The following is an 18,392-nucleotide window of genomic DNA, read 5'->3' as shown; positions in this document are numbered from 1 at the left end:
ATTTTCACTCGTAGCCGGAGGTAATCCGGCTCGTGGTGATGCACTATGTGCGGTTCCCGTTGAGCCTGCGGAAGTCGAGGATCTGCTGTTCGAGCGCGGCATTTACCTCTGTCATGAGACGGTGCGGCTGTGGCGGAATTGTTTCGGTCCGTTGTTCGCGGCCGACATCCGCCGCCAGCGCATCAGCCGGATGCGCGGTTTCCGGCATGGTGCGGGCACATCGACGAGGTCTACGTGAAGATCAATGGCGCGATGAGCTATCTCTGGCGCGCCGTCGTTCACGAGGATGAGATCCTGGAATCTATTGTCACCAAAAAATGAGATAAATCAGCGGCTTTGCAGCACTTGAAGAACGCGCTGAAGCGTTACGGCATGGCCGAGGCCAAAGCCACCGATGGGCTGCGATACTGCCCGCTGCCACGCGTCATTTGGGAATATCCATTTTTCGCTGATCAGATCGGCTAGGTCGAGTTCTTTGTTTGGGGCCAGGCTATGGCCGGCCCAGCAAAGCGCGAGCGGATCTATCCGGCCATCTGACAGGCTGATGAAATGCTCAACGGTATCAATATCGTCAGCTTTTCACTTGCCGAACGACGGCGCCGCACTTGGTGGAGACCCGCATCCGGGTGACTGAATCGCCCAGTGCCGATCTGCCGGGTTTGATCGAAGTGTATGCGGAAGGTTGTTGTTCAAAACATTCTAAAAGGAAACAATAAAAGCCTTGCTAAGGTAAAGAATGGAACGATAGAAAAGATGGTGCTGCCACAAAGGCGTGCTGGGAATATAATTCATTCGATTTGCGAATGATCGAATGGGAGGAAGGGGTGTGATGAAAGGTTCTCTGGGCTCTGTTTCGTTTATGGCGCTGTCGGTGGCGCTGATGCCGGTCGCGTCGGCCAGTGCGCAAACTGCGCAAACGACGCCGCAAGCCGCCAGCGATGCCGACGATATGGCGCCGGGTGAAATCGTGGTGACCGCGCAGAAGCGCGCCGAGCGCTTGGTCGACGTGCCTGTGACCGTCACCGCCGTTTCGGCGGACGTCCTGCGCCAGCGCCAGATCAACGACACCCGTTCACTGACCGACGCAGTGCCCTCGCTTACCTTCACCGAGGGCGGCAAGGCTGCCAACAATAGCTTCCGCATTCGCGGCGTCGGCACGGCCCTGTTCAATTTCGGCGCCGAATCCTCGGTCTCGACCGTGATCGACGGCGTCGTCCTCGGCCGCGGCGCCCAGGGCTTCTCCGAACTGTCCGACGTGGAGCGGATCGAGGTTCTTGAAGGGCCGCAGGGTACCCTGTTCGGCAAGAATGCCGACGCGGGCCTGATCAACGTCGTTACCGCGCGGCCCTCCCACCAGCTTTCGGCAAATGGCGAAGTGACCGTTGCCGAAGGCGAGGAATACCGCGCCAAAGGCACGATCTCGGGGCCGCTTTCCGACACGCTGCGCGCCAGCATCAGCGGCAATTACAGCTATGTCGGCGGCAACCTGTTCAGCAGCGTTTCGCCGGGCGACCGGATCGGTACGGTCAAGAGCCGTGGTGTTCGCGGCAAGCTTGACTGGGACATGACCGAGAACCTCAACTGGCTGGCCATCGCGAGCTACTACAAGACGCAGTCGGGTTGCTGTTCCAGCGTGATCCAGCAGTTCGACAACTCGGTCCAGATCGCAGCGCTGGTCGTGCCGTTCACGGCCAATACCGAGAACCGTCTCGTCCAGATGTACAAGCCATCGTTTGACGACAGCCGCCAGTTCATCGGTTCGCTGGAAGGCAATCTCAAGCTGGGTGACTTCACCATCACCTCGATCACGTCGTACCAGAACTACCGGTTCGATGCGAACCCGTTCCCGGTGATCCCCGACGCCCTGCCGCCGCTCTACGTCGCGGCAACTCCGCAGCTGGTCACGCCCTACGGCTCGACGACCCAGACCACGATCAATGGTGCGGGCGGGCGAAGCAAGACCCTGAGCGCGGGCGGCCCCGGCTCGGTCACGCAGTTCGCTCAGGAGATCCGGGTGACTTCGCCGGGCACCGGACCGCTAACCTACGTTGCCGGCCTCTATTACCAGACCCAGAAGGTCGGCCGCGAGTACCTCCAGCGGTGGGGCACCTGCCCGGTTACCGCGGGTAACACGGTGGGCCTGCCGTGCGGAACTTCCACCACGGTTCTGCCGATCTACGTTTCGAATACGCTGAACGCTGGCCAGACCAGCGACCAGATCGCCGTCTTCGGCCAAGGCGAATACAAGCTGACCGACAAGCTTTCCGTGCTTGCAGGCGTGCGCGTACAGCGCGAAACGGTCAGCTACTTCGTGATCCGTCCGGGTGCGTCGCAGCCCGGCGACGTTTCGACCCTTTCGGTGGGTTCGGGCAGCGGCAACACGGCTGACAACACCATCACCGGCAAGCTCGGTCTGCAGTACCATGTCAATCGCAACGCGCAGTTCTATGCGACCTATGCACGCGGCTACAAGGGCGCCAGCTACGACATCGAGCTGACTGCGGCCTTCAACCAGACCACGCCGGTCCTGCCGGAAACGGTCAATGCCTTCGAAGCCGGCTTCAAGGGTCGCATCTTTGGCGGGCGGGCACTCCTGACCGCGGCGGCCTTCTACGCCAAGTACAAGAACCTGCAGGTTCAGGCACAGGCGGTCGATCCGCTGACCTTTACCGCGACCAGCATCCCGACCAATGCCGGCGATGTGACCACCAAGGGCTTCCAGGCAGCAATCTCTGCCGAAGTGACCCAAGGACTGAGCGTGAACGCCAGCGTGGTTTATTCGAAGGCCACGGTTAACGCCAATGGCCTGCCCTGTACTTTCCCGCAGAACAATGCGGCGGTCTATGGCCTCCCGGCTATCGCGACCGTCGCGGTCGGGGCGGCGCAGCCGAGCAACGTCTGCTTCCGTCAGCTGAACACGTCAGGTGGCAGCGCCACTTTCCAGAACGTCCGCAACGGCTCGCTGCCCGGTGCGCCGGAGTGGCGCGGCAATGCCTCGATCCGCTACGAGCATCCGCTGTTCGGCTCGCTGGCCGGGTTCATCATGGGTTCGATGAACTTCCAGTCGTGGCAGTCGTTCGATCTCAGCCAGGATCCGTTCCTGAGCCAGCCCGGCTATGCGACGTTTGACCTCAACTTTGGGGTCAAGGATATCGACAACAAGTATTCTTTGACAGTCTTCGTCAAGAATTTGACCAACCGGCACTACTACACGGGCAAGAACTATGCGGGGAACAACGTTCGCCCTGCCGGCTATGTCCTGAACTACGACCAGCAGGGATACAACGTGAACCTGCCCAAGGCGGCCGATCGCTACGTGGGTGCCACCTTCGCCTTCAAGTTCTGAAATTCATCTCTGGGCGGGCCCGCGAGGGTCCGCCATTTTTTCTGAAACAAGAATAACATAATCGATTCGTGGGAGCCCGACCGTGCTGAAGAAGCTGCTGTTCAATCTGCACTGGATTCTCGGCCTCGTCGTCGGGTTGTTCGCGTCGATCATGGCCATTACCGGTGCCGGGATCGCGTTCGATCAGGACGTCAGCTACTGGGAAAGCGGCGATCCGCTGCACGTCGAGGCGGCTGGCCGCCCCTCACTCTCGCCCGAGCAGATCTGGGTCAGGGCGCGGGCGGCGAACCCCGATGACACGGTCACCCGGCTGGTCTTTTCGGGTGATCCGAACGAAGGCGTGGTGGTCGACCTGACCGGCACCAACGTTTCCGAGGGCAACCAGCTGGTCAACCAGTACACCGGCCAGGTGCACAATTTCAAATATGTTCGGCATGCCCTGGGCAAATTTGGCCAGTACATGGAAGGGGTACATCGCAGCCTGGTCTTCAGGATTCCCGGTACGCGCACGGGGCTCTACCCGATGCCGAAGTGGGCGATGTTCTACACCTCGCTCGCGGTGCTGATCCTCAGCCTGTCGGGCCTCTATCTGCGCTGGCCCAAGAGCAAACTGGCCGACTGGCGCTCGTGGTTCAAGATCAACTGGAAGGCGCAGGGCTATCCCTTCCTCTACAGCCTTCACGCGGCTGGCGGCACCATCGTGCTCATCGCGTTCATCTCGATGTCGCATAGCGGCCTGCTCAACGAGATCCAGAGCAACCGCTACATGGACTTCGTCGGCAGTGCGACCGGGGCGGAACCGGCGCGTTACATCAACTACGACAGGGACAAGTCGAAGGAACTGCCCAACCGCTCCTCCTACGATCTCAACAAGCTGTGGGCCTCGTTCCAGCGCGAGGTTCCGACCTATGCGCAGGCGACCGTGAACTTCAAGGAGAGCGGGCCTGACTACCTGAAGATTGAATACCTGCTAAGCAAGCAGCGCACGGTGAAGGGCGGACACTCGCCTGCGCTCAACAGCAAAGTCAACGTCGTGGTGCTCGATGCGCATACCGGCGCTGTCATCACCCACGACCGTTTCGGTGATTTGCCGCTGTTGCAGCAGATCGTGATGCGCAACTTCGATTTTCACAACGGCGCGATCCTCGGCCTGCCCGGGCGCATCTTCTTCTTCCTCGCTTGCCTGATGATGCCGGTATTCTTCGTCACCGGCTGGATGATGTACCTCAAGCGCCGTCGGCGCGAGAAGGAAGCGGCGGCGATGAAGGTCGCGGCGAGCGGTCATGTCGCCACGCTGGAAGGCGTGCCGGAATGGATCGTCGCCTATGCCAGCCAGACCGGCGGCGCCGAACGCTTCGCCTGGCAGACCGCCGCGGCGTTCCACGCCTCGGGCCTGCCGGCCAAGGTGATCGGGCTCGACAAGCTCGAACTCGATGAACTCGAGAACGCCGAGCGTGCCCTGTTCATTGTGTCCACCCATGGCGAAGGAGATCCGCCGGACATGGCGCGCGGTTTCTTGCGCAAGATCATGGGCGAGAAGGCGGCTCTGGCGAACCTGCATTTCGGGGTCCTCGCCCTGGGGGACAGCGCCTATGCGAACTTCTGCGGGTTCGGTCGCAAGCTTGATGCCTGGCTGAACGAACAGGGTGCACGTCCGCTGTTCAAGCGGATCGACGTCGACAATCTCGACGCGGCTGCTCTGGACGAGTGGAAGTCCGAACTGAGCCACTTTGCCCGGACGGACGACATGCCGGACTGGAAGGCGCCTGCCTTCGAACGGTGGCGTCTGGCGGGCCGCCGCCACCTCAATCCGGGCAGCGCGGGCAATCCGGCCTATCACATCGAACTGGAGCCGCTGGATGGTGCCGCGGCCGACTGGGAAGCGGGCGACCTTGCCCAGATACTGGCTCCGGCCGATCCCGATCGGGCGCGTGACTATTCGATCTCGTCGATCCCCGCGGATGGCCGAGTCCAGTTGCTGGTGCGGCAGGAGCGGCGCACCGACGGCACGCTGGGCGTCGGCTCGGGCTGGCTGACCGACGGCGCGGCCCTGGGCGGTGAGATCGCGATGCGTCTTCACCCGCACCAGAACTTCCGTCTGGGCGAGAACGTCGACCGGCCGCTGATCCTCATCGGCAATGGCACTGGCCTTGCGGGATTGCGCGCGCACCTCAAGGCCAAGGCTCTGGCCGGCAAGACCGGGAACTGGCTCATCTTCGGTGAGCGCAATGCTGCGTTCGACACCTACTATGCGGACGAGCTCGAGGCCTGGCAGGCACAGGGGATTCTCGAACGGGTCGATCTGGTGTTCTCGCGCGATGCCGTGCCGGTGGCACTGCTCGAAGCGGCCGGGGGCGCGGATGGCGAAACCAGCCCAGATGCGCCGCCGCGCCGCTATGTCCAGGACCAACTGCGGCTGTCGGGCGATGCGGTGTGCGACTGGATTGCGCGCGGAGCGGCAATCTACGTGTGCGGCAGCCTTGAGGGGATGGCCACCGGGGTCGATGACGCGCTGGTCGAGATCCTTGGCGCCGATGCGCTCGATGAACTGACCCAGCACGGGCGCTATCGCCGCGACGTCTATTGAACCCCGCGATCCAACGGAGAGCCAAGATGGACAAATCTGTTCTAAGGGCACGGCGCGGCTTGGTCTGGGCATTGGCCCTGGCGCTGCTGACCGCGCAGGCGCCGCTGGCCAAGGCTCAGGCTCAGGCTCAGGCTCAGGCTCAGGCTCAGGCTCAGGCTCAGGCTCAGGCCGAGATGCATGCGGCCGGAGGCGGCAATGGCCCAGTAAATGTCGCCTGGATGCCGTCGACCCGCGAGGATGACCGGCGTTATGCGGTGAAGACGGCGGTCATCGCCGGACCTACTGCTCCGTTCAACGGCTATCTCGTCACGCCTTCTGCCTGTGCTCGCAAGAAGTGCGGGGCCATTGTTCTCCTCGTCGAGAACCGCGGGCTGACCCGTTATGCCAAGGATCTCGCCCGGCGCTATGCCGCGGAGGGGTTCATCGTGCTCGCGCCGGACTATCTGGCGCCGCGCGGGGGGCAGCCGGAAGACGAGGATGTCGCTTTCGCGCGGGTCCATGACGTGACCGACGCTGAATATGTTGCGCTGACCCGGCAGGCAATCGCGGCGCTCAAGGCGATGCCCAATGTCCGGGCCGTGGGCGTCGTCGGCTATGGCAAGGGCGGGAGCCAGGTCGATCAGACGGTGAGCGAGGATTACACCCTTGCCGCAGGCGTGACCTACTCGTCTTCGAACCTGCTCGACCTTGGCAAGCTGCACCTGATGAGCGCCGCGCTGCTCAAGCATTACGGTTCGCCCGATCCGGCGCGCAACACCAAGATCAAGCCGATCGACGATGCGATGACGGCCTCGCACAAGCCACACGAATTCTACGAGTACGCTGGAGCCAGGTGGGGCTTCGCCAATGCCTATGGCACGACCTTCGATGCGGGGCCGGCGGCCATCAGCTGGAGGCGGACGATCGCGTTCCTGCACAAGTACCTGAAATGACAATCGTCGCCGGACGCGCGGGGCGTGGCCGGAGCAAGGCGATAAATGCGTTCTCGAGGGGAGCCAGAATGAACCAATCCAGGTCTCGCGGATTATCGATTGCCGTCATGATCGGTGCGATGAGCCTTGCTTCGGGCGGCGCGACGGCACAGCCGGTTGCTGCGCCGGCCAAGGCCCCGGCTGGCAGCGATGCGCAGGATGCATGGAAGAACCCGGCCGTTTGCTGCCGCGCCACGCACAATCCGCCGCCGGCGGACTGGAAGCCGCTGTCGCGAGGAAACGATCCCCGCGTCCGGGTCTCGACAGTCTCCATCCCCGGCTGGCATGGCCTGACCGGCTATCTGGCTATGCCGGTCAGTCCGCCCAAGAAGGGCAAGCGTTATCCGGCGATCGTCATCCAGGTCGATAACCGGGGCATGAACGCTCATACCAAGGACATTGCGCGGCGCTTCGCGCTTGAGGGCTTCATCACGCTCGCCCCCGATTTCCTCGGGCCCTACGGCGGCCAGCCCGCTGACGAAAAGCTCGCCGACGACATGGGCGAGAAGCAGAAGGATCAGGAGATCGTAAACTTCATCCGCCAGGCTGAAGACTATCTCCGCAGCCGCCCGGACGTCGGCAAGGTCGGCGCAGTAGGCTTCGGCAAGGGCGGCGATCAGGTCGATGAACTGGTGGGCCAGGACAGGGAGCTTCAGGCCGCCGTCTCCTACTACACCAATCTCAACGATCTGACGGCCGTGCCGCTGATCCGCGCACCGATCCTGAAGCACTACGGGCTGCTCGACGTCTCGCATTACCGGCGCACCAAGGAGCTTGACGAGACCCTGACCCGGTTCGGCAAGGTCCACGAGTTCTACACTTACCCCGAAGCCAAGTGGGGTTTTGCCAACGACTATGACCCCACCTGGTACAGGAAGGACGATGCCGAGCTTTCTTGGCGGCGGACCATCGTCTTTCTCAAGCGTTACCTTGACTGAAGGAGGAACGGCATGCGCATAGCTTCCATTGCCCTCGCACTGGCCGCCTTGCCGGTCCTGGCCGGCTGCGGCGTTTCCCATGAGACGAAGGAGGCCTCCATTTCGGAGGACTTTTCCGGACAGGCGGTAAGCCCTGCTCAGTTCGTTGATGCGGCGTCGCAGCTCTACGAATATCAGGTTTCCGCCGCACGGCTGGCGATCACCAATTCGATCCAGACCAAGGTCGAATATTACGCCTATTACCGCGTCAAGGAGGCCGAGCGGTTGAAAGGCCTGCTGGGCGAGGCCGCGCCGGGCAAGGCAGCGGCTCCGTTGAATGCGGCACAGATCAAGTCTCTCACGGAACTGGGGCGGCTGTTCGACTTCTTTTTCGATGAAAAGTATGTCCGCTCGCAGATCGCGGTGCAGAAGTCGCTGTTGACGCTGATGGACAACTATTCACGCCAAGGTGACGATCCGGCGTTGAAAGCGTTCGCGGCAAGAAACCTGCCGATCGTCCGGGGCAATCTGCTGGCAGCCCAAGGCCTCATGAGCGTCGTTCACGGCCCGGAGACCAAGCCTCACTACGAGTTCAGGCCGGGCCAGAAGCGCCCCGATCCGCTGAAGGATCACAACGCTGGCCTGCTCGATGCCCAGGTCAGTGCGGAAGGTGCCAAGAATGACAACGTCGGCTGAAACACAACACAGCGCTCGCTCGCGGTATCTCCTGATCGCTCTGGTTTTCGCGGGGACTGCGCTCAGTTACCTTGATCGGCAGGTGCTTGCCCTGCTCAAACCGACGCTCGTCTCGACATTCTCGTGGACAGACCAGGAATTTGCGCACCTCGGCTCGGCATTCACCTTTGCCACCGCCGCGGCAGTGCTGTTCTCGGGCTGGTTGGTCGACCGCTTCGGCGTTCGCGTGGCCTATGGGGCGGCCGTTGCCCTGTGGAGCCTTGCTGGCATGGGGCACGCGGCCGCGGCAACGGTCAGCGAGTTCGTCATGGCGCGTATTGTCCTTGCGCTCGGCGAATCCGTTTCAGGCCCTGCCACTGTCAAGTCGACGGCCCAGTATCTGCCGGTCGAAGAGCGCTCGCTTGGCCTCGGGATCATTGCCGCTGCGCCTAGCATAGGTGCCATCGTCGCGCCTTTGACGATCCCCGTAATCGCGGTTCTCGTCGGTTGGCAGGCGGCCTTCCTCATGACTGGTGCTCTCGGCTTTGTCTGGGTGTGGTTGTGGTTCCTGGGGACCCGACACCTCAAGAACGTGCAAAAGGCCGCGCCGGTGGCGCAGAACAACTGGCAGATATTTGGGGAACTGCTCCGGGATCGGCGCACCTGGGGGATCACCGGGGCCAAGATGCTGGCCGACATGGTCTGGTGGTTCATGCTGTTCTGGATTCCCGACCTGTTCAGCCGGGTATTCCATCTCAGTCAGGCAGAACTCGGCGCGCCTGTGGCTCTGACCTATATCATGGCAGCGGGCGGAGCGATCTCCAGCGGGCTCCTGTTCCCGGCCCTGCTGCGTCGAGGCTTCACCGTCAACACGGCGCGCAAGACCTCGATGGTGATCTTCGGGCTGCTGATCTTGCCGCTGCCACTGGCGCTGGCGATGCCCAGTCCGTGGCTGGCGGCTCTCCTGATCGGGCTTGCGCTGTTCGCCCACAATGGTTTCGTCACCAACATCTTCGGTGCGACCGCAGACATCATTCCTCTGAACCGCGTTGCCACCGTGACGGGGCTTGGTTCGGTTTGCGGCAACCTCAGCGGCATGGCGATGATCGAGTTCGCCGGATGGTCACTGACCAATGGCTATGGCTATTATCCGATGTTTGCCATTGCGTCCGGCGCCTACCTGGCCGGAACGCTGGTCCTGCATCTCATGGTGCGCAACCTCGTTCCGGCCAGCGAACTGGGCGACTAAGCGATTGCGGCCGCTGGTTGCGCGAGCGCCAGCGGCTGCGGTTCGAGCATCCACGGCGCAAGGGTGCTGACGCCGAGATTCAACTCGGCCAGTATGGCAGACATGCCCCCAAGGATTTCCGCGTCGTCGATTATGGAGGCGAGCAGAAATTCCGGTGATTGTCCGATCGCGCGCAGATTGGTGATGTCAGGGGACGAGCGCAAACCATCGAGTACGATGTCGCCGGCCGCACCGAGTATCCCGCCGATGGCGATCACGCTCGGACTGATGACGCGCACGACGATGGCAAGGGCCTTACCGAGGTGCACGCCGGCCTCGTAGAGCACGCGCTGACACGCAGCATCTCCCTGCTTCGCGCTGTTCACCACCTCTTGAAGCGAGCTCTTGGGATTGTTGGACGCTCGAAGCACCGCAAGGATCGCATTTTCCGATGCGAAGCCGGAGAGGCAGCCGCGATTGCCGCAGAAGCAGATCTCGTCACCTTCCTCGACAACCATGTGGCCGATCTCGCCAGCCAGACCCATCCCGCCATGGTATAGCTTGCCATTGATGATGAAGCCGCCGCCGACACCTTCGCAACAGGTGAGTTTCAGGAAGTCGTTGCAGCCACGGCCCACACCCCAGGTCCATTCAGCCAGCGCCGAAAGATTGGCATCGTTCTCGATCACGATGGGTATGCGCAGGTGTCTTGAAAAGTGCTGGTTGAGAGAAATGCCCTTCCATTTGGGCAGTCGTCGCCATGCCCAGGGAGCGATTTCTCCGGTCGATGCCTCAATGGGGCCTTCGATGGCAATCGCCAGTCCCGACACTGGTGAGCCGCGTTCCTGTGCAACTGCAATCAAACGCTTCGCGATGTCCAGCGCCATGGCCGGGCTCGATTCCTGTTCTCGCCAAGTTTCCAGGTCGCTGCTGGCAAGGTCAATGCGGGTCTGGTTGGAGAAGTCGAGGAGCGTTGCGTAGACTGCCGAACTGCGCACCAGCATGGTGACCAGTGAGTCCCGCGCCGACGACAGGCAGACAAGGGCTTCGCGCCGGTTTTTCCAGTTGTACTCGACCTTGCCCTCGTCGCGCAGGGCCTGCACGACCTTGTTTACGGTCGCGGGCGAGAGCGAGGTCATGCGGGCGATCTCGGCCTGGGTGCATGGACCATTTGCGCGCAGGGCGTCCAGGATGCCCTGGATGTTTGTTGCGCGATCCGCACGCCGCGAAGCCTGCCTTTCTACATTTCCGGTCTTCGTCATGGGGCCAATTGAATCCGCGCAAGTGAATGGTCAATCCCGTCACCTCTCCATCTGCCTTGTCGTTGGGGCAAGGGAAAGAGAGAGGTGGGTGTGTTCGGCAGGCAGCGCTGCAAATGACACAATGTCAAGCGCTGACGGCCGATGAATCCTATCTATCGACGGCAAATCTATCGATAATCATTCTAAAAGGAAAGAATAAACTCATTGCATTGTGGAAATGAAAAACGATAGGGATGTCTCTGGGTGTAAGGATGCGAGGGTGTTCTGATCCGCGCGCCGGGTGTGAAGGTGGACTGCGTAAAGTTGTCCCGTCCGGACTCGAAATGCCTGCGGGATATGCAGGCGTCCATGAGTTGCGCGGCCGGAGCGGTTCCAGCCCCTCCATCGCCCACCGTTGCGGGGATTTTCCTCGAAACGCCTCGAACTGATTGCGAAAGCCAGGGGTCCGGAATGAGCGCGAATATGCATGACGTGATAATCGTCGGATCGGGAGCTGCGGGAAGTTTCGCCGCACACGAACTGACGTCGCGCGGTGTCAGGGTCCTCCTGCTCGAGGCCGGTCGAACGATAACGCAAGATGATTTTCCAGTGAACCGCGCAGGGCCCAAGGAAAAGGGCATCCAGCTGTGGGCACGGATACGCGCAGCCGTGACGGGACAACCCATTCAGTCGAAAGTGGCGTTCTACGGCCAGCAGCAGCGGCATCTGTTCGTCAAGGACAGCGAACACCCCTACAGCACGCCGCGCAACCGGCCCTTCCTGTGGATTCGCGGCAAGCAATTGGGAGGGCGCCTCCACGTTTACGGTCGGGTGCTGCTTCGCTGGTCGGACTTCGATTTCAAGGCTGCAAGCCGCGATGGGCAGGGCCAGGACTGGCCAATTTCCTATGCCGACCTCGAGCCGTACTACGAGCGTGTCGAAGCCATGCTCGAACTGCGCGGTTGTCCCGAGCACATCGCTAACCTGCCGGACAGCAAGTTTGCCGGCCCCGCGAAGCTGACTGCGGCTGAGCGATCGTTTAAGGAATCCACCGAAGCGCATTGGCCCGAGCGCCACGCAACGACGTGGCGTTACATGCCGCCAAACCCGAAGCGCATTCCCCAGCCGCTGGTCGCTGCGATCGACAGTGGGTTGCTCACTGTTCGATCGGACGCTGTGGTGAGGCGGATTCTCACCGACCCGACGACCGGCAAGGCTACCGGCGTGGAATTTGTCGACCGCAATACGCATGGGGTCGAGACGGTTCATGCCCGTGCGGTGATGGTTTGCGCCTCGCCAATCGAATCCGTGCGGCTGTTGCTCAACTCGGCCGGGGGCAGGCACCCGACCGGGCTGGGCAACAGCTCGGGTAACCTCGGCCGCTACTTCATGGATCAGGTCCCGAACATGATCATGGGCACCGTGCCAGGGCGGACCGGCTCGGAGCAGGACGACAGCGTGCCGCCCGATCCATTCTATGGGGTCTCCGGCGGGGTTTACATTCCCCGCTATGAGAACCTCGACACGGTGACTTCCACCAGCTTCCGCCGCGGCTTCGGTTATCAGGGCACCGTGGGGCGGCTTTATACCCCGCCCACCAAACCGGCCAAATTTGCCATCATGGGATTCGGCGAAATGCTTCCCCATCCCGACAATCGCATCACGCTGCACCGTTCTCGCAAGGACCAGTGGGGGATGCCGATCCCGCACATCGACATCCAGATGCGCGCGAACGAGATCGCCATGGTTCGAGAGCAGTCCAAGGCGATATACGAGATGTGCAGCAATGCCGGGCTCGATACCGAGTTCGTCGGCTCCTACCTTGATCTGCAGGAACACGGCAAAGGGGCCTTCCCCGATGCAGATTGGTTCAGCCGCCTGCTGTTCCGCCTGAACTTCAAGAGCAGCATGAGCCTGGGCGCCTGCATTCACGAGACGGGCGGCGCGCGCATGGGCGACAATCCGTCCACTTCGGTGGTCAACGACTTCAACCAGGTCTGGGATGCACCCAACGTCGTCGTCGCCGATGCGAGCGCATTCCCGACCAGCGGATGCGCAGGCACCACGCTGACCGTCATGGCGATGAGCAGTCGCGCCGCCGAGCATCTTGCGGCCGAACTGGCCGCCGGCGCGTTATGATCCCGCGATAGCAAGGCAAGCGAACAATGGCAGCATTCGCGCCTGGTCCAAACGAACAGTCCTCGGGGATTGATCCGCGACACGCGCCTCCGGGCCTTGCCATCCCGGCGCGGCTCAGCATCATGATGCTGCTTGAGTTCATTGTGTTCGGGGCGTGGTTGAGGTGGGATATGCGATTGCAGGCGTGGCGCTGCATGGCATCTGCAACGACTCCTTCATCATCATAGCCGCGATGTACATCGCGCGGGTCGCGCCCGCCGACCTTCAGGCACAGGCGCAGGGTTGGCTGACCCTGATGCTCTCCGGCTTCGGACAGGCGATCGGATCAGGCATTGCCGGCGCGATCTTCGCGGCTCGCGTTCTGCCGCGCGGTGAGCTTGGCGCGGCGGCGTGGGCCCCCTTGTGGATTGTGCCCATCGGTCTTGCGCTCGTGACGGCCCTGGTCTGGGCAACCTTGTTCCGGCCGGTGGCACAGCACCCCGGGGGCAGCCCGCCCACACACTGACCGTTTTTCCTTCGCGACACTCCAGAAACGACGGACCTATATCATGTTCGACAATTACCTGATCCGTTCCGACAGCCTTCGCAACGACATCGTCGATGGCGAGGTCGTGGGCTTTTCGATGGCGGTGCGTATCGCCAACTACCGCGGCGTGTTTCTCTCGCTGCACACGGGCTACTATCTGGTGGTCGATGGGGTGGACTATCCGCGCGAGGTCCAGACCTTCGAGGTCAATGGCCAGCCGCCGCGCGGCTTTGACGAGATCAAGGGCTGCGTCTGGGAGCACTGGGACTACGACGACGAGGCGATCCTGCATGTCGCCAAGCCGGGAGGGCTGGCTCTTGGGGCGCACGTGATACAGTTCCAGCAGTGTGTGATCGCCGCCTACGGCTACCTGTCGACCGACGAGGAATGGGTGAAGGCTCCGCCCAAGACCGGCACCGGTGCCGGATCGGACAAGACGCCCCAGGTCATTACCTATCACCTTGAACTGAACGAAGGCGTGGAGGCCTGAACCATGAAGCTTGGCGTTTCGCTCTACAGCTACCAGCAGTCGCATTTCTTCAAGGAGCTGACCCTTGAGGACCAGATCCGCGAAGTGGGTGAGAACCTCCCCGGCGCCGATGGCATCGAGATCGTCGATGAGATGAGCCTGCGTTATCCCGATCCGGGCGAGGACTTCGTGCGCCAGTGGCATGGCTGGATGGAACGGTACGGCACCGTGCCGGTCACGATGGACGTCGCACTCGACGTACTCCAGTTTCGCGATCACGTGATGTCGACCGAAGAGGCGGTCGAGCGCCTCGAACGCGACATTCGTCTCGCCAAGCGGCTCGGATTTGCCAACGTGCGAGTGCTCTCGGCCTGCCCGTTCGATGTCATGGCCGGGGCCCTGCCGCTGGCCGAGAACCTCGACATCCGGTTGGGCAAGGAGATCCACCAACCAATGCGCCTCGAAGGCCAGCAGGTCAGCGAGATCATCGAGCATATCGAGCGCACGGGCACCAAGCACATGGGGATCGTTCCGGATTTCGGCATCTTCGGCTTCCGTCCCTCGGAGGTTCTGCTGGCTCAATATGAGCGGCGCGGGGCGAAAGCAGAGGCGAGCGCCGCCTCGGTCGACCTGTCGGCCCTGCTGCGTAGCGGATCGGCGCCGTTCGATCTCAGCGACATCATCAATCATACTGCCGGCAACCTGCGGGTGGCTTTCAAGCAGTTCATCAATGACGGCACTTGCGTGCCTGAGATGAAGGCGGTGTTCTCGGTGCTCAAAGCGTTCGCCGAGGAGCGCGTGCCGCGCCCGGGCGAACTCGACTATATCGTTGTGGCCGAGGCCATCATGCAGTCCAACACCTCGCTCGAGACGATGCGCGATCTGGCGAAGCATGTGATCAGCTGCCACGGCAAGTTCAACTACATGTCGGAAATTCCGGGCCGACCCGGCCAGTATCAGGACATCGCGATCGACTACAAAGGGGCCATCGGCGCTCTCGTGAAGGGTGGTTTCGACGGCTATATTAACAGCGAATACGAAGGGCAGCGTTACTTCCAGGACCGAACCCGCGCCGAGATGATGGACGAGGTCGATCAGGTCCGCCGGCACCACGAGATGCTGCGCCGCCTGACCGGTGTCGGCATCCCGGCGGAGGCGCAGTAATGGCGGGAGCGAATGGCAAGCGGCTGGTCGCCTATGTCGGTACCTATGGCGTTGCGCCGGGAACGAAGGGGGGCGGAATCTTCGCGTTCGAGGTGACAGCGGGTGGCAGGGCGCTGACCCCGCTGGATCACGCTCCCCAGCCCAGGGACGCCGGCTATCTGGTCTATGCGCCCGAGACGGCGACGCTCTATGCCGTCGACGAACGGAAGACCGACGGGCGCGGACCGGTGGACCTGCCGGCGGCAGTCCACGCGCTGTCGGTCGATTGCCCGACCGGAGCTCTTACCTGGCGCAATTCGCAGATCGCACCGGGGCCCCGGCCGACCTTTCTCGACCACGATGCGGGGCAGGGCCTGCTGTTCAGCGCCAACCACGGCGACTTCCATCATGTCGAAAAGGTGGTCCGACAGCCCGATGGGAGCTGGGGCGTCGAATACGACTATGACGATTCCACCCTCGTTGCCTATGATCTTGCGTCCGACGGCTCGGTTGCCGGGATCGCGGACGTTCACGTTTTTACGGGGCAGGGCACCGATCCCAACCGCTCGCCACAGAACGGGGGGCACGCCCAGTCCAACCCGCACGCCCACTGCGCGGTGATCGATCCGAGCCGTCGCTTCGTCACCGTTTGCGACAAGGGCACTGACCGGATCGAGGTGTTCCGGCTGGGACGCAAGCTGGAGCAGGTTTCTTCGCTGCAGTTCGATCCCGAGACGGGTCCGCGCCACATCGCCTTCGATCCGGTGAGTGGTCTGGCTTTCGTCACGCTGGAGTTCTCGTCGCAGCTGGCCTCGCTTCGGCTCGATGCCGAAACAGGGCAGTATGAGTTGATCGACGTTGTCTCGACGATTTCCGGCAGCCATTCGGGCCGGAACGAGCCGGCCGAAGTTCGCGTCCATCCGTCTGGCGGACTAGTCTACGTCAACAATCGCGGCGAGGACACACTGGCCTGGTTCCGCAGTGATGCCGAGGGCAAGCTGGAACGGCTTGGAGCGGTGACGCTGGCGCAGTCAGTCCATCCCGGTCTGGCTGCACGCAGTTTCATCTTCGATCCTGTCGGGAACCTCGTTATCGTGGCCGATCGTCCCGCACATTTGGTGCGCTGCTATGCTGTTTGCGGTGAAAGCGGAGCCCTGACATGGCTGGGTCAGATCCATGTACCCGATCCGGCCTATGTGACCATCGTTGAACTTGATGCGCCGCGCGAAGAAATGAGGCTGTAATCGCCAAGGCGATGAATCTTGTCCAGTTGTTGTCCTGGTGCGTGCCCGTGCCCGTTGCAACGGCGCCTGTATCGCAATTGACGCGGGGTCAACAAAGAGGTTGTTATGCCTGTTACCACGACTTGTTTCGCTCCTTGTGAAAAGGCCAGCCGGTATCTCCAGCAACTGGTCAGCCACTGGAGCCACCGCATGGCAGCCACCTGGAACGACGGCCGGGCCGAGTTTCCATTTTCGGACACGAGTCGCGCTTCGATGGAGGCTCTGGAGGTCGGCATCGTCGTAACCCTGACGACAGCAGACGGCGCCGAGAACGAAACGATGCGCGGGGTGATCGAACGTCATCTTGATCGTTTTGCGTTCCGCGAGGCGCCGTTGAGCTTCCAGTGGAGCCTTTGAAGCAGAAGCTTCGATTGATTGCCCTGACGATCGAAGCGCTGGGGAGAATCCATGGCTGAGAGCGTAAACCGCTCCGACGATCACGTTGCCTCGGAGGGGGGCGAGTATTCAGGTCTCCGCTTGAATCTGGTTATGGCGTTGATCACGACCACGCTGTTCATGGAGATGCTTGACGGGTCTGTCATCCTGACCGCTTTGCCCACAATGGCGCGCTCGTTCCACAGCTCCACGATCGAGCTGAATTTTGGCGTGAGCATCTATCTGCTGGCTTTGGGCGTGTTCATCCCGATTAGCGGGTGGGCTGCCGATCGTTTCGGTGCGCGCGTGATTTTCACGTCGGCAATCGGGCTGTTTACGGTAAGTTCGGCGCTGTGTGGAGCGGCTGATGGCGTCCTCGAATTTGTAATCCTGCGCGGGTTTCAGGGCCTCGCAGGCGCTATGATGGTGCCGGTGGGACGGCTCGTGGTGATGCGAATTACCCCGCGCGGGCAATTGCTGCGGCGCATGTCAGCACTACTCTGGCCAGCGCTCTCCGCTCCATTGCTTGGTCCGCCGCTCGGCGGATTTATCACCTTGCACTGGGGATGGCGGTGGATTTTCTACCTCAACGTGCCGATCGGCATCGTCGCTTTGGCCGTGAGCCTGATCCTGATCCCCGATGTGAGAGGTGACGGCCCGCGCAAATTTGACGGTCTTGGCTTCTTTCTGGTTGGCGGATGTACCGTAGCGTTGTTGTCAGGCCTCGAGTGGATGGTCGCGTCCGACCCATCGATCGGAGTGGCGCTGATTGGCGTGGGGATCGTGCTCGCGCGGGCATCGTGGCGGCACTTGCGCCGAGCCGAGCAGCCGATCGTCGATCTGTCCGCGCTCAACGCGCAGACCTATCTGGCATCGATCCGAGGTGGCTCGATCAACCGGATGGCGATTGGCAGCGTCCCCTTCCTGTTGCCGCTGCAGTTTCAGGAAGGATTCGGCATGAACCCTGCCCGTTCCGGATTTCTCGTGCTGTTCGTGTTCCTTGGAAACCTGGGAATGAAGGCGTTCACGACGCCCCTGCTCAAGCGCTTCGGGTTCAAGCGCATCTTGCTGGTGAACGGGGTTTTGGCTGCGGCATCAATCGCGGGGTGTGCACTCCTGACCCTCCACACCGAAGAATGGGTCATAATCGCGCTGCTGCTGTTCGGAGGAGCATCAAGGTCTTTGCAATTTACCACTCTGTCGACATTGACCGTTGCTGACATTCCCAAGTCCATGATGAAAGACTCGAACAGTCTGTTTCATGCTGTCCTGCAGATCAGTTCAGCGGCGGGGATCGCTTTTGCGGCATTCGGCGTCCGTTTGGCCACGCTGGGGTTGGGCGGGTGGGATGCCCACGCCGGAGCGGATGCCTATCGAGCGGGCTTCATCCTGATGGCGCTGGTCGCCTTGTTCGGTCTATTCGACGCCATTCGACTGCCTTCGGGCGCAGGCATTGAGTTTGTGCGCCAGTCGCGGTGAAGAACATGGCCAG

14 protein-coding genes and 1 pseudogene are annotated in these 18,392 nt (G+C 62.0%); 14 read left to right on the top strand and 1 reads right to left on the bottom strand.

All coding sequences use genetic code 11. The features are described from left to right. Positions 1 to 23 precede the first annotated feature (23 nt). The 7 genes and pseudogenes from H7F51_RS18980 to H7F51_RS14450 all read left to right on the top strand — a co-directional run. Positions 24 to 434 (top strand): annotated as a pseudogene (locus tag H7F51_RS18980) (DDE-type integrase/transposase/recombinase); the annotation flags it as partial. Positions 435 to 829: 395 nt separating this feature from the next. After that, positions 830 to 3,346, top strand: a complete 2,517-nt coding sequence (locus H7F51_RS14475) for a TonB-dependent receptor (protein ID WP_185665017.1) — start codon at positions 830 to 832, stop codon at positions 3,344 to 3,346. An 82-nt stretch (positions 3,347 to 3,428) separates the two neighbouring features. After that, entirely contained in the window at positions 3,429 to 5,933 is a 2,505-nt protein-coding gene (locus tag H7F51_RS18545) for a PepSY domain-containing protein (RefSeq protein WP_221774158.1), read from the top strand. A gap of 26 nt (positions 5,934 to 5,959) precedes the next feature. Then, positions 5,960 to 6,865 carry a dienelactone hydrolase family protein gene (locus H7F51_RS14465; protein WP_185665016.1) on the top strand — a complete coding sequence of 302 codons (906 nt, stop codon included), beginning with the start codon at positions 5,960 to 5,962 and terminating at the stop codon, positions 6,863 to 6,865. Between the two features lie 119 nt (positions 6,866 to 6,984). Continuing rightward, positions 6,985 to 7,842, top strand: coding sequence for a dienelactone hydrolase family protein (locus H7F51_RS14460; protein ID WP_185665015.1), 858 nt, complete (start codon positions 6,985 to 6,987; stop codon positions 7,840 to 7,842). 48 nt (positions 7,843 to 7,890) lie between these two features. Beyond that, positions 7,891 to 8,517, top strand: a complete 627-nt coding sequence (locus tag H7F51_RS14455; protein ID WP_185665014.1) for a DUF4142 domain-containing protein — start codon at positions 7,891 to 7,893, stop codon at positions 8,515 to 8,517. Next, positions 8,471 to 9,745, top strand: coding sequence for an MFS transporter (locus H7F51_RS14450; protein WP_343061299.1), 1,275 nt, complete (start codon positions 8,471 to 8,473; stop codon positions 9,743 to 9,745). Before H7F51_RS14455 ends, H7F51_RS14450 begins: the two co-directional genes overlap by 47 nt. Here the strand turns inward: H7F51_RS14450 and H7F51_RS14445 are convergent. After that, positions 9,742 to 10,986, bottom strand: coding sequence for an ROK family transcriptional regulator (locus H7F51_RS14445; protein WP_185665013.1), 1,245 nt, complete (start codon positions 10,984 to 10,986; stop codon positions 9,742 to 9,744). The genes H7F51_RS14450 and H7F51_RS14445 overlap by 4 nt on opposite strands. A gap of 450 nt (positions 10,987 to 11,436) precedes the next feature. Here H7F51_RS14445 and H7F51_RS14440 point away from each other — a divergent pair, with 450 nt between their 5' ends. The 7 genes from H7F51_RS14440 to H7F51_RS14410 all read left to right on the top strand — a co-directional run bounded on the left by H7F51_RS14440 (position 11,437) and on the right by H7F51_RS14410 (position 18,379). Continuing rightward, complete coding sequence (locus H7F51_RS14440) at positions 11,437 to 13,104, top strand: GMC oxidoreductase (RefSeq protein ID WP_185665012.1); 1,668 nt, start codon at positions 11,437 to 11,439, stop codon at positions 13,102 to 13,104. 154 nt (positions 13,105 to 13,258) lie between these two features. After that, positions 13,259 to 13,609 carry an MFS transporter gene (locus H7F51_RS14435; protein ID WP_185665011.1) on the top strand — a complete coding sequence of 117 codons (351 nt, stop codon included), beginning with the start codon at positions 13,259 to 13,261 and terminating at the stop codon, positions 13,607 to 13,609. Between the two features lie 43 nt (positions 13,610 to 13,652). Beyond that, positions 13,653 to 14,120 (top strand): C-glycoside deglycosidase beta subunit domain-containing protein, encoded by a 468-nt coding sequence (locus H7F51_RS14430; RefSeq protein ID WP_185665010.1) that lies wholly within the window; start codon positions 13,653 to 13,655, stop codon positions 14,118 to 14,120. A gap of 3 nt (positions 14,121 to 14,123) precedes the next feature. Further along, positions 14,124 to 15,263, top strand: coding sequence for a sugar phosphate isomerase/epimerase family protein (locus tag H7F51_RS14425; protein ID WP_185665009.1), 1,140 nt, complete (start codon positions 14,124 to 14,126; stop codon positions 15,261 to 15,263). Beyond that, positions 15,263 to 16,486: a lactonase family protein gene (locus H7F51_RS14420; protein ID WP_185665008.1), complete on the top strand. Its 1,224-nt coding sequence runs from the start codon at positions 15,263 to 15,265 to the stop codon at positions 16,484 to 16,486. The genes H7F51_RS14425 and H7F51_RS14420 overlap by 1 nt, the downstream gene beginning before the upstream one ends. A gap of 105 nt (positions 16,487 to 16,591) precedes the next feature. Continuing rightward, positions 16,592 to 16,882 carry a DUF2218 domain-containing protein gene (locus H7F51_RS14415; RefSeq protein WP_185665007.1) on the top strand — a complete coding sequence of 97 codons (291 nt, stop codon included), beginning with the start codon at positions 16,592 to 16,594 and terminating at the stop codon, positions 16,880 to 16,882. Between the two features lie 51 nt (positions 16,883 to 16,933). After that, a complete protein-coding gene (locus H7F51_RS14410; RefSeq protein WP_221774157.1) occupies positions 16,934 to 18,379 on the top strand; it encodes an MFS transporter in 1,446 nt (481 codons plus the stop codon). Positions 18,380 to 18,392 lie beyond the last annotated feature (13 nt).

The organism is Novosphingobium flavum (assembly GCF_014230315.1).
Taxonomy (GTDB): domain Bacteria; phylum Pseudomonadota; class Alphaproteobacteria; order Sphingomonadales; family Sphingomonadaceae; genus Novosphingobium; species Novosphingobium flavum.
Note: the sequence above shows the minus strand (reverse complement) of the source record. Positions and strands in the feature narration are given on the sequence as shown.